Raw genomic sequence first — 12,023 nt, 5'->3', positions numbered from 1 at the left:
CTGTATGCTTATAAAAAAAATGAGTTGAATCTGTATTGCTTTTGACCGTCCGCGCATCATGAAACCTCTGGCTACCCAAGTAAACAGGAGCGATCAAAATGAACGGCTTGAGCGATGTGCGGCTGACGTTACACAGTCAGGAACTGGCGGCAGGGCAGGAGAGGGGGCTGCGTAGTGCGATGTTGCGCAAGCCGCCATCCGGCCTGAGCCGTTGGGCCCTGTTCTGGCATCGTCTGCATACACGCCAAGCCTTGCTGGAACTTACACCCGAACAGTTGCGTGACATCGGGCTGAGTCGGGAGCAGGCGCGGGAGGAGGGCTTGAAGCCGTTCTGGCGGCTTTGAAGCGGTGTGGGTCCTGAGATTGCTATCGCGGGCAAGCCTTGCTCCCACAGATTTGCTTGCTCCCACAGATTTGAAATTGATCTGTGGGAGCAAGGCTTGCCCGCGATAGCGTCATCCGTAGTGCTGAAGTTCTTTAGACCAACTCTTTCAGCCGATGCCACAACATCCCCAGCGCCAACAGTGGTGAGCGCAGGTGCTTGCCGCCAGGGAAGGTCATGTGCGGGACCTGGGCGAACAGATCGAAGCCGCTGCTGTGCTGCCCGCTGATCGCTTCGGCCAACAATTTGCCGGCCAGGTGCGTGGCATTCACCCCATGGCCGGAATAGGCCTGGGCGTAATACACATTAGGTTGGTCCTTGAGCCGGCCGATCTGCGGCAAACGGTTGGCACCGATGCCAATCATCCCGCCCCATTGATAATCGATTTTCACATCCGCCAATTGCGGGAAAACCTTGAGCATCTTCGGCCGCATGTACGCGCCGATGTCCTGTGGGTCGCGGCCGGAATAGTGACAGGCCCCACCAAACAGCAAGCGTCGATCCGCTGAAAGCCGGTAGTAGTCCAGCGCCACGCGTTGATCGCAGACCGCCATGTTCTGTGGCAACAGCGCCTGTGCCTGGGCCTGGCTCAAGGGTTCGGTGGCGATGATGTAGCTGCCAGCGGGCAGCACTTTGCCGCCCAGTTGCGGATTGAGTCCATTGAGGTAAGCGTTGCAGCCCAGCACCAGCGTCTTGGCGCGGACTGAGCCCTGCTGGGTGTGCACCCTCACTTCAGGACCGTAGTCGATACGTGTGACCGCCGATTGCTCGAACAGCCTGACACCCAGTTGCTGCGCGGCGGCGGCTTCGCCCAGGGCCAGGTTCAGCGGATGCAGATGCCCCGAGCCCATGTCGATCAACCCGCCGACGTAACGATCCGAACCCACGACGCTGTGCATTTCGTTGGCTTGCAGCAGTCGGGTCGGGTGGCGATAACCCAGGCTGCGCAGTTCTTCGGCGTCTTCGGCGAAGCCTTCCAGGTCGCTGGGCTTGTTGGCGAGGTCGCAGTAACCCCAGGTGAGGTCGCACGGAATCTGGAAACGCTCGACGCGCTGTCGGACGATTTCCACGGCCTCAAGGCCCATGAGCTTCATCTGGCGTACGCCGTCGGCACCGATGATCGGCGCAAACTGATCGAGGCCATGGCCGACGCCACGAATCAATTGGCCGCCGTTGCGCCCGCTGGCGCCCCAGCCGATCCGGTGCGCTTCCAGCAGCACCACGCTCATGCCGCGCTCGGCCAGTTCGATCGCCGTGTTCAACCCGGAGAACCCGCCGCCGACCACGCAGACATCCGCCAGCAATTCACCCTGCAGCAGCGGATGGTCCGGTTGCGGCAGGCTGCTGGCGGCGTAATAAGAGGCGGCGTGCGCGTGGCTCGGGACAGGTTGCTGAACACGGGCGTTCATGTGCGTAATCCTGATTTTTGTGTTTGAGAAATTTTACGGAGCATAAGCTGGCGATTCCTTACTGGGCAACACCGGTCGGCTGGCGCTGTCTGGTGCGAGGCTTTTAAGGCAGAATCCTGGACCGTCTCCTTCGGTAACCGCCTCGATGAGCTGCAACAGTCAAAAAATCCGCACGCTACGCCAGCAGATTCCCTCGTTCGAGTGCGTACCGGGCTGCCATGACTGCTGTGGTCCGGTGACCACCTCGCCGGAGGAAATGGCCCGCTTGCCCCGCAAGACCCGCGCTGAACAGGACGCGGCCATGGACGCACTCGACTGCGTGCACCTGGGGCCCAACGGTTGCACCGTCTACGACGAGCGCCCGCTGATCTGCCGGCTGTTCGGCACCACCGCGACCTTGCCTTGTCCCAATGGCCGGCGACCGGTGGAACTGATTCATCCGCGGGTCGAGAAGCAGATTCATGAATACATGGCCAGCACTCGCCAGGTGTTGGTCTAGCAGGCAGGGATACCGAGTCGCGGCCTTCGCGAGCTTGCTCGCGAAAGCGTCCGTCCAGACAACCATTGCCTTGAGCCAGGCTCAATCCGGAATCGGCAGGTTCAAGCTCTCCTTCACCTCTTCCATCACGATGTAGCTCTTGGATTCGCGCACATGGGGCAGTTTGAGCAGGATGTCCCCCAGCAGCTTGCGGTACGAAGCCATCTCGGAAATCCGTGCTTTCACCAGATAGTCGAAGTCTCCTGACACCAGGTGACATTCCAGCACGTGAGGCAGTTTCAGCACGGCGCGTCGGAACTCTTCGAACGTGTCGCCGGATTTGTAGTCGAGGCTGATCTCGACAAACACCAGCAGGCTACCCTTCAAGTGCTGCGGATTGAGCCGGGCGTTGTAGCCCATGATGATGCCTTCGCGCTCCAGGCGCCGTACCCGCTCGGTGCAGGGCGTGGTGGAGAGGCCGACCTTTTCCCCCAGCTCGGTGAAGGAGATGCGTCCGTCCGCCTGGAGAATGCGCAGGATATTGCGGTCGATCTTGTCCAGCTCACGTTTGGTCTGGGTGTTGGTACGCACAGGTGATGCGCCTCCGTGAAAAGGGTTTTTGCCGAGAATTCTCGCCAAATATAGGCGTTTATATAGTGAAAAGCACTGGCTGATCTTTTTTACACTGCGACCATCAAAGCTATGTACAACAAACGTCAGCGGTTATCCGCGATGAGGGCATCAACATGCGCGTTCTGGTCTTGGGTAGCGGCGTCATCGGCACCGTCAGTGCTTATTATCTGGCCCGTGCCGGGTTTGAAGTGGTGGTGGTCGACCGTCAGCCGGCGCCAGCCATGGAAACCAGTTTCGCCAACGCCGGCCAGGTGTCGCCGGGTTATGCCTCGCCGTGGGCCGCACCGGGCGTACCGCTCAAGGCCATCAAGTGGCTGCTGCAGCGCCACGCGCCGCTGGCGATCAAGGCCACTGCCGACATTGACCAATACCTGTGGATGGCACAGATGCTGCGCAACTGCACCGCCAGCCGCTATGCCATCAACAAGGAGCGCATGGTGCGCCTGTCCGAGTACAGCCGTGACTGCCTCGACGAGCTGCGCGCCGAAACCGGCATAGCCTACGAGGGCCGTAGCCTGGGGACCACCCAGCTGTTCCGCACCCAGGCCCAGCTCGATGGCGCGGCAAAAGACATCGCCGTGCTGAAAGAGTCGGGTGTGCCGTTCGAAGTACTCGACCGCGAGGGCATTGCCCGGGTTGAACCGGCCCTGGCGAATGTCACCGACATCCTGGCCGGCGCCCTGCGCCTGCCCAACGACCAGACCGGCGACTGTCAGATGTTTACCGCGCGCCTGGCGGAAATGGCCGAGAAGCTCGGTGTGCAATTCCGCTTCGGCCAGGATATCCAGCGCCTGGACTTCGCCGGTGATCGCATCAACGGCGTCTGGATCGACGGCAAGCTGGAAACCGCCGACCGCTACGTCCTCGCCCTGGGCAGCTATTCGCCGCAACTGCTCAAGCCCCTCGGGATCCGTGCACCGGTGTATCCGCTCAAGGGCTACTCCCTGACCGTGCCGATCACCAACCCGGCGATGGCGCCGACTTCGACCATTCTCGACGAAACCTACAAGGTCGCGATCACCCGGTTCGACAACCGCATTCGGGTGGGCGGCATGGCGGAAATCGCCGGTTTTGACCTGTCCCTCAACCCGCGCCGGCGCGAAACCCTGGAGATGATCGTCAACGACCTTTATCCTCAGGGCGGCGACCTGGCCCAGGCCAGTTTCTGGACCGGCTTGCGCCCGACCACCCCGGATGGCACGCCAATCGTGGGGGCCACGCCCTTCAAGAATCTGTTCCTGAACACCGGCCATGGCACCCTCGGATGGACCATGGCTTGTGGTTCCGGTCGCCTGTTGGCCGACCTGATGGCGAAGAAAAAGCCGCAGATCAGCGCCGAAGGCCTCGATATTTCCCGTTATGGCAGCAAACACCAGGAGTCTGCAAAACATGTCAATCCAGCGCCAGCTCACCAATGACCGCATGAGCCAGGTTGTCGTGCACAACGGCACCGTTTACCTGGCCGGGCAGGTCGGCGACGACATGAACGCCGGTATCGAACAGCAGACCCGCGAAAGTCTGGCCAATATCGAGCGCTTGCTGGACCTGGCCGGGACCGACAAGAATCGTTTGCTGTCGGTGACGATTTACCTGAAAGACATCGACGCCCACTTCGAAGGCATGAACGCCGTCTGGGACAAATGGTTGCCCAAGGGCGTCGCCCCGGCCCGTGCCACGGTGGAAGCCAAGCTGTGCGAACCGGAGATTCTGGTGGAGCTGTCCGTCGTGGCCGCGTTGCCTTAAATACCGGCCCAAACGATCCCTCTCCCGGTGCTGTTGGTGGTTCATGCTGTCAGCCAGCACCGGTTTTTTATTCATGACCGCCTAGAAGCCTGCCGCCATGCGTCCTGCCCGTGCCCTGATCGATCTGCAAGCCCTGCGTCACAACTACCAATTGGCCCGCGAAGTCACGGGGGCCAAGGCCCTTGCGGTGATCAAGGCCGACGCCTACGGGCATGGAGCGGTGCGTTGCGCCGAGGCGCTGCAGGACACGGCTGACGGGTTCGCGGTGGCCTGCATCGAAGAAGCCCTGGAACTGCGGGCCGGTGGGATCCGCGGACCGATCCTGCTGCTGGAGGGTTTTTTCGAGGCCAGTGAGCTGCCGTTGATCGTCGAGCACGATTTCTGGTGCGTGGTGCATTCGTTGTGGCAGCTCGAAGCGATTGAAAAAGCCGCGCTGAGCCAGCCGATCACGGTCTGGCTCAAGCTCGATTCCGGCATGCACCGGGTCGGCCTGCATCCGGCGGATTACCAGGCGGCCTACCGTCGCCTGCTCGCCAGCGGCAAGGTGGCGAAGATTGTCTTGATGAGCCACTTCGCCCGTGCCGATGAACTGCACGATCCCAGCAGCACTGAGCAGCTGGCGATATTCGACAAGGCCCGCCAGGGCCTGGTGGCGCAGATCAGCCTGCGCAACTCACCGGCTGTGCTGGGCTGGCCGCAGATACCCAGCGACTGGGTGCGCCCGGGCATCATGCTCTACGGGGCCACGCCCTTTGACGAACCCAACGCCGTCGCCTCGCGCCTGCAACCGGTGATGACCCTGGAGTCGAAGATCATCAGCGTGCGCGAATTGCCCGCTGGAGAGCCGGTGGGCTATGGCGCCCGCTTCGTGACCACGCAACCGACCCGGGTCGGCGTGGTCGCCATGGGGTATGCCGACGGCTACCCACGCCAGGCGCCCACCGGTACACCGGTGCTGGTGGATGGGCAGCACAGCCAACTGGTCGGACGGGTGTCGATGGACATGCTCTGTGTCGACTTGACCGACGTCCCCCTGGCCGGGCTCGGCTCGACCGTGGAGTTGTGGGGCAAGAACATCCTGGCCAGCGATGTTGCCAAGGCCGCCGACATGATCCCCTATCAGATTTTCTGCAACCTGCGACGGGTGCCACGGCTCTATTCCGGGCATTGACGCGCGGCGCCAGCTACCGAAAGTCGCTTCACCGCACAGGATTCGGGTCAAAGTGTTGTAAATACTGAACGCTGTCGCCATGATAACGCTCACTTTCCTCACAACCTGATTCCCTGGAGGCTCCAGCATTGGACGTCGGTGAACGACTGCAATCCATTCGTAAACTCAAAGGCCTTTCCCAGCGTGAACTCGCCAAGCGCGCGGGCGTCACCAACAGCACTATTTCGATGATCGAGAAGAACAGCGTCAGCCCCTCGATCAGCTCGCTGCGTAAGGTCCTTGGCGGGATTCCCATGTCCATGGTCGAGTTTTTCTCCGAAGAAATCCTTCAGGAGAAACCGACCCAGATCGTCTATAAAGCCAACGAACTGATCGACATCTCCGACGGCGCCGTGACCATGAAGCTGGTGGGCAGGGCACATCCGAGCCGGGCGATCGCCTTCCTCAACGAAATCTATCCGCCTGGCGCCGACACCGGTGAAGAGATGCTCACCCATGAGGGCGAGGAAACCGGGATCCTGGTGGAAGGGCGGCTGGAACTGGTGGTGGGTGTCGAAACCTTCGTGCTCGAAGCCGGCGACAGCTACTATTTCGAAAGCACCAAGCCCCACCGTTTCCGTAATCCGTTCGACGTGCCGGCGCGACTGATCAGCGCAGCCACACCGGCCAATTTCTAGAAAAAGCGGCGCCGGCCCGTACGGCAAAGGCGCCCAGGGAAGGCACCGTCATCGCAAACAAGACCCTTGCGACTTTGGGGTTGTTTCAGTGTGACGGGCTTACCGCTATACTTGCGCCCGCCTGCAAACCGTGGCCGCAGGCGTGACTAGCCACCATTGAGGGTGTACGCGTGAACCTAATTATGAAAATGCTGGCTGCACCAGCAACCGTATTGGCCCTATGGGCTGCGAGCGCTCAAGCTGCGCCCAACGACGAAATCGCCAAGCGCCTTGAACCCGTCGGCCAGGTCTGCGTCCAGGGCAAGGAATGCAAGGGTATGGAAGTCGTGGCCTCGGCTGGCGGCGGGGCTGCCAAGACGCCGAAAGACGTGATTGCAAAACACTGCAACGCTTGCCACGGCACCGGCCTGCTGGGCGCACCGAAAATCGGTGACAAGGCTGCCTGGAAAGAGCGCGCCGACCACCAGGGCGGTCTCGATGGCATCCTGGCCAAGGCCATTACTGGCGTGAACGCCATGCCGCCTAAAGGCACCTGCGCCGATTGCTCGGATGACGACCTCAAGGGCGCCATCAAAGAGATGTCCGGCCTGTAATACGCCGATATCCCGCGCAAAAAAGCCGCTTACGAGCGGCTTTTTTGTGCCTGGGGTTTTTCCAGGGCTGTTCATCGCAACCAAGACCCGGCAAGCTCGGTCCAACCCACATTCATGGAATGTCCAGGAGGGTCCGATGGTGCAATTGTGTTCAATCGAACAGGCGGTGGATGACGTGCTCGAGCGTCTGCCCGCGCATATTCATCTCGGCATGCCCCTGGGGTTGGGCAAACCCAACCTGTTTGCCAACGCGCTGTACCGGCGCATCGCACAACTGCCCGAGCGACAGCTGACCATCTACACGGCCCTGAGCCTGGGCCGGCCGAACCTGGGCGACGGTTTGCAGAAGCGCTTCCTCGAACCCTTTATCGAACGGGTCTTCGGCGACTATCCCGAACTGGATTACCTGGCCGATCTGCATCAGGACAGCCTGCCGGCCAACATACGGGTCGAGCAGTTCTTCATGCAGCCCGGCAGCCTGCTGCACAGTGCGTCGGCCCAGCAGAACTACGTCAGCAGCAACTACAGCCACGCGGCCCGGGACATCAACGCTGCCGGCTTGAACCTGGTGGCGCAGTTGGTGGCGAGCGAGCCCCAGCACCCGGATCGCCTGAGCCTGAGCTGCAACCCGGATATCACCCTCGACCTGCTGCCGATGATCGCCAAGAGGCGCGCGGCCGGAGAGACCATCCTCCTGGTCGGCCAGGTGCACAACGATTTGCCCTACATGCCGGGCGACGCGGAAGTCGGCATCGACGCTTTCGACCTGTTGATCGACGAGAAGGACAGCCACACGTTGTTTTCCACGCCGAACATGCCGGTGGGTTTCCAGGATCATCTGATCGGTCTGCACGCCAGTACCCTGGTGCGCGACGGCGGGACGCTGCAGATCGGCATCGGCGCCATGGGCGATGCGCTGACGGCGGCGCTGCTCGCACGCCAGGCCGATAATGCCGGTTACCAGGCGCTGCTGGCGGACCTGAACCTTAGCCAGTGGACGCAACTGATCGAGCGCGAGGGTGGAGTCGAGCCGTTTGCCAAAGGGCTGTACGGTTGCAGTGAAATGTTCGTCAACGGTTTGTTGGTGCTGGCCGAGGCCGGAATTGTCCGGCGCAAGGTCTACCCCGACGTTCCGACCCAGGAACGGGCCAACGCCGGCACCCTCGACGAGGCAGCGCAACCTGACGGCATCTGCATCCACGGTGGATTTTTCCTCGGGCCGCGCAGTTTTTATGAGCGCCTGCGCGAGTTGCCGCCAAGCCGTCTTCTCGAATTCGACATGACGCGCATCAGCTACATCAACGAGCTGTACGGCCAGGAACAGCTCAAGCGCCTGCAGCGCCTCGACGCCCGTTTCATCAACACGGTCTTCACCATGACCCTGATGGGGGCCGGGGTGGCCGATCAGTTGGCAGACGGGCGGGTGCTCAGCGGCGTGGGCGGGCAGTACAACTTCGTTGCCCAGGGTCATGCGCTGGAGGGCGGACGTTCGATCCTGCTGCTGCGCAGTTGGCGTGAGGCCGGGGGCGAGATCAGCTCGAACATCGTCTGGGAATACGGTCATTGCACGATTCCCCGGCACCTGCGCGACATCGTGGTGACCGAGTACGGCATCGCCGACCTGCGAGGCAAGACCGACGCTGCGGTGATCGAGGCGTTGCTGAATATCAGCGATTCACGCTTCCAGCCCGGGTTGATCGAGCAGGCGCAAAGTGCCGGCAAGTTGCCGAAGGATTTCCGCCTCGACCCGCGCTTCGCCGACAACACATCGGAACGCTTGCAGGCGATCCAGGCACGCCATCCGAACCTGTTTCCCGAATACCCGCTGGGGTGTGATTTCGATGAGGTCGAGCGGGACCTGCTGCGGGCGTTGAACTGGCTCAAGAGCAAATTCAAGCTCACCGAGATCCTGGAGCTGGGCAAAGCCGCGCTCGATGCGCCGCAGCCCTGGGAGTTTGCCGGGCATCTGGAACGGATGCAGCTGGCCAGCCCTGAAGGGCTGAAGGAGGAGTTGTTTCAGCGGTTGTTGCTGGCGGGGCTCAAGGCGACTGCGCCATAAAGGCGTGCACCTTCCCCTGTGGGAGCGGGCTTGCTCGCGAAGGCGGTGTGTCAGCCACATCAATGCTAACTGATACACCGCCTTCGCGAGCAAGTCGGATCGCCGCACCGCCGCTCCCACAGGGGTATGAGGGGGTTATTCGATGAAGGTCACGACCCCACCCGCCAGTGACTTGACCCGGGCCAACGATTCAACCCGATAGCCCTGGGCATCCAGTTCCGCACGGCCGCCCTGGAACGACTTCTCGATCACGATCCCCAAACCTGCCACGGTGGCGCCGGCCTGCTTGATGATGGAAATCAGCGCCTGGGAGGCTTTGCCGTTGGCCAGGAAGTCGTCGATGATCAGCACCCGGTCGCTGCTGGTCAGGTGACGCGGGCTGATGGCGACGGTGCTTTCGGTTTTCTTGGTGAACGAATACACGGTGGCCGACAACAGGTTTTCCGTCAGGGTCAGGGACTGTTGCTTGCGGGCGAAGATCACCGGTACGCCCAGGTTCAGCCCGGTCATGATCGCCGGGGCAATCCCTGAGGCTTCGATGGTGACGATCTTGGTGATGCCCGAGTCCTTGAACAACGCGGCAAATTCGTCGCCGATCAGCTTCATCAACTGCGGGTCGATCTGATGGTTCAGGAACGCGTCGACTTTCAGGACCTGATCGGAAAGCACGATGCCTTGTTCACGAATTTTCTGGTGCAGGGCTTCCATGAAGCCTCCTCTGGTGACGCGTCAGCGCCTGAAGTCGGTAAAAAAGTAGTCGATTCTAGCGCTTTAACATCGCGCGTATATCCGCCAGGGCGCTGTTGCCGCGAACGACTTTGACTTCCGTCGGCGTGTCGTCGTTGCCTTCCCAGGCCAGGTCGTCCGGCGGCAGTTCATCGAGAAAGCGGCTGGGGGCACAGTCGATCACTTCGCCGTATTGCTTGCGCTTGGCGGCGAAGGTGAAGGCCAGCGTCTGACGGGCCCGGGTAATCCCGACGTACGCCAGGCGCCGTTCTTCCTCGATGGTGTCGGCCTCGATGCTGGAGCGGTGCGGCAGGATTTCTTCTTCCATGCCCATGATGAACACGTAGGGGAATTCCAGGCCCTTGGAGGCGTGCAGCGTCATCATCTGCACACCTTCGGCGCCGTCTTCCTCTTCCTGCTGGCGCTCGAGCATGTCGCGCAGCACGAGTTTGCCGATGGCGTCCTCGACCGTCATGTCGCCGTCTTCGTCTTTTTCCAGGGTGTTCTTCAACGCCTCGATCAGGAACCAGACGTTGCTCATGCGGTAGTCGGCAGCCTTGTCGCTGGAGCTGTTGGTGCGCAGCCAGTTCTCGTAGTCGATGTCCATCACCATGCTGCGCAGCGCCGAAATCGGATCTTCCCCGGCGCACTGTTCGCGAACCTTGTCCATGAAGCGCTTGAAGCGCGCCAGGCGGTCGGTGAAGCGGCTATCCAGATGCTCGCCCAGGCCGATTTCGTCGGTGGCGGCATACATCGAGATCTTGCGTTCGGTGGCGTAGTTGCCGAGCTTTTCCAGGGTGGTGGAACCGATTTCCCGGCGCGGCACATTGATTACCCGCAGGAAGGCGTTGTCGTCGTCCGGGTTCACGATCAGACGGAAGTAGGCCATCAGGTCCTTCACTTCCTGGCGTCCGAAAAAGCTGTTGCCCCCCGACAGGCGATAAGGGATCTGGTGATGCTGCAGTTTCAGCTCGATCAGCTTGGCCTGGTAGTTGCCGCGGTACAGGATCGCAAAATCGCTGTACGGCCGGTCGGTGCGCAGGTGCAGGCTGAGGATTTCCATGGCCACGCGCTCGGCTTCGGCGTCTTCGTTGCGGCAACGGATCACGCGGATCTCGTCGCCGTGGCCCATCTCGCTCCACAGTTGCTTTTCGAACTCGTGGGGGTTGTTGGAAATCAACACGTTGGCACAGCGCAGGATGCGGCTGGTGGAGCGGTAGTTCTGCTCCAGCATCACCACTTTGAGCGACGGGTAGTCTTCCTTGAGCAACATCAGGTTTTCCGGCCGCGCGCCGCGCCAGGCATAGATCGACTGATCGTCGTCGCCTACCACGGTGAACTGGTTGCGCGTACCGATCAGCAGCTTCACCAGCAAATACTGGCTGGCGTTGGTGTCCTGGTATTCGTCCACGAGCAGGTAGCGGACCTTGTTCTGCCATTTCTCGAGAATGTCGGCGTGGTCCTGGAACAGCTTGACCGGCAACAGGATCAGGTCGTCGAAGTCCACCGCGTTGAACGCCTTGAGCGTGCGCTGGTAGTGGGTGTAGACGATGGCGGCAGTCTGCTCCTTGGGGTTGCGGGCGTTTTCCAGGGCCTCGGGCGGCAGGATCAGGTCGTTTTTCCAGGCGCCGATCATGTTCTTGATCTCATCCACGCCGTCGTCGCCCGAGTACTCCTTTTGCATGATGTCGGTCATCAGGGCCTTGACGTCGGTCTCGTCGAAAATCGAGAAGCCCGGTTTGTAGCCCAGCCGCGCGTGTTCCTTGCGGATGATGTTCAAGCCCAGGTTGTGGAAGGTGCAGACCGTCAGGCCGCGGCCTTCGCCGGCGCGCAGCAGGCCGCCGACCCGTTCCTTCATTTCCCGGGCGGCTTTGTTGGTGAAGGTCATGGCGACGATGTACTGGGCGCGGATGCCACAATTCTGGACCAGGTGCGCGATCTTGCGGGTGATTACGCTGGTCTTGCCGGAGCCTGCACCGGCGAGCACCAAAAGAGGGCCGCCGACATAGTTCACGGCTTCTTGCTGCCGGGGATTGAGTCGGGACATGACAGAGTCAGGGAGTCGTTTGCGAAATGGGCCGGCATTTTAACAGGCTCTGAGAATTGTGCTGCTCTCTCCGACTTGTGACGCACAGCGCATTGTCATTTGCCG

At 61.3% G+C, this 12,023-nt stretch carries 12 protein-coding genes; 8 read left to right on the top strand and 4 right to left on the bottom strand.

Features of this window, described 5'->3' with window-relative positions; all coding sequences use genetic code 11:
- Window positions 1–98 precede the first annotated feature (98 nt).
- The gene (locus tag AD662_RS27525) at window positions 99–344 is read left to right on the top strand and encodes a DUF1127 domain-containing protein (RefSeq protein ID WP_018602562.1); all 246 of its coding nucleotides are present in this window, start codon (window positions 99–101) and stop codon (window positions 342–344) included.
- 133 nt (window positions 345–477) lie between these two features.
- Here the strand turns inward: AD662_RS27525 and AD662_RS27520 are convergent, their stop codons facing one another.
- Window positions 478–1,791: an NAD(P)/FAD-dependent oxidoreductase gene (locus tag AD662_RS27520; RefSeq protein ID WP_024618127.1), complete on the bottom strand. Its 1,314-nt coding sequence runs from the start codon at window positions 1,789–1,791 to the stop codon at window positions 478–480.
- A 145-nt stretch (window positions 1,792–1,936) separates the two neighbouring features.
- On the opposite strand from AD662_RS27520, the gene AD662_RS27515 reads away from it, so the two are divergent.
- Window positions 1,937–2,290 (top strand): YkgJ family cysteine cluster protein, encoded by a 354-nt coding sequence (locus AD662_RS27515; protein WP_018602566.1) that lies wholly within the window; start codon window positions 1,937–1,939, stop codon window positions 2,288–2,290.
- Between the two features lie 81 nt (window positions 2,291–2,371).
- Here the strand turns inward: AD662_RS27515 and AD662_RS27510 are convergent, their stop codons facing one another.
- Complete coding sequence (locus AD662_RS27510; RefSeq protein WP_003206849.1) at window positions 2,372–2,860, bottom strand: Lrp/AsnC ligand binding domain-containing protein; 489 nt, start codon at window positions 2,858–2,860, stop codon at window positions 2,372–2,374.
- 155 nt (window positions 2,861–3,015) lie between these two features.
- Here AD662_RS27510 and dadA point away from each other — a divergent pair, with 155 nt between their 5' ends.
- The 6 genes from dadA (at window position 3,016) to AD662_RS27480 (ending at window position 9,145) form a co-directional block, all read left to right on the top strand.
- The gene (gene dadA, locus AD662_RS27505) at window positions 3,016–4,320 is read left to right on the top strand and encodes a D-amino acid dehydrogenase (protein WP_018602584.1); all 1,305 of its coding nucleotides are present in this window, start codon (window positions 3,016–3,018) and stop codon (window positions 4,318–4,320) included.
- On the top strand, window positions 4,292–4,645 hold the full coding sequence (locus tag AD662_RS27500; RefSeq protein WP_018602587.1) for a RidA family protein: 354 nt from the start codon (window positions 4,292–4,294) through the stop codon (window positions 4,643–4,645). Before dadA ends, AD662_RS27500 begins: the two co-directional genes overlap by 29 nt.
- Window positions 4,646–4,742: 97 nt before the next feature.
- Window positions 4,743–5,816: an alanine racemase gene (alr, locus tag AD662_RS27495; protein WP_053190079.1), complete on the top strand. Its 1,074-nt coding sequence runs from the start codon at window positions 4,743–4,745 to the stop codon at window positions 5,814–5,816.
- A 128-nt stretch (window positions 5,817–5,944) separates the two neighbouring features.
- Window positions 5,945–6,493, top strand: coding sequence for a cupin domain-containing protein (locus AD662_RS27490; RefSeq protein ID WP_003206841.1), 549 nt, complete (start codon window positions 5,945–5,947; stop codon window positions 6,491–6,493).
- Between the two features lie 182 nt (window positions 6,494–6,675).
- Window positions 6,676–7,086 carry a c-type cytochrome gene (locus AD662_RS27485; RefSeq protein ID WP_018602590.1) on the top strand — a complete coding sequence of 137 codons (411 nt, stop codon included), beginning with the start codon at window positions 6,676–6,678 and terminating at the stop codon, window positions 7,084–7,086.
- Between the two features lie 136 nt (window positions 7,087–7,222).
- Window positions 7,223–9,145 (top strand): acetyl-CoA hydrolase/transferase C-terminal domain-containing protein, encoded by a 1,923-nt coding sequence (locus AD662_RS27480; RefSeq protein WP_053190078.1) that lies wholly within the window; start codon window positions 7,223–7,225, stop codon window positions 9,143–9,145.
- Window positions 9,146–9,280: 135 nt separating this feature from the next.
- Here the strand turns inward: AD662_RS27480 and AD662_RS27475 are convergent, their stop codons facing one another.
- Both AD662_RS27475 and rep read right to left on the bottom strand, forming a co-directional pair.
- Complete coding sequence (locus AD662_RS27475) at window positions 9,281–9,853, bottom strand: xanthine phosphoribosyltransferase (protein ID WP_018602593.1); 573 nt, start codon at window positions 9,851–9,853, stop codon at window positions 9,281–9,283.
- Window positions 9,854–9,908: 55 nt separating this feature from the next.
- On the bottom strand, window positions 9,909–11,918 hold the full coding sequence (rep, locus tag AD662_RS27470; RefSeq protein ID WP_014340843.1) for a DNA helicase Rep: 2,010 nt from the start codon (window positions 11,916–11,918) through the stop codon (window positions 9,909–9,911).
- Between the last annotated feature and the right edge of the window lie 105 nt (window positions 11,919–12,023).

Origin of the sequence: Pseudomonas kilonensis (assembly GCF_001269885.1) — a bacterium.
GTDB classification, from domain to species: Bacteria; Pseudomonadota; Gammaproteobacteria; order Pseudomonadales; family Pseudomonadaceae; genus Aquipseudomonas; species Aquipseudomonas kilonensis.
This window is presented reverse-complemented; position numbering and strand designations above follow the sequence as displayed.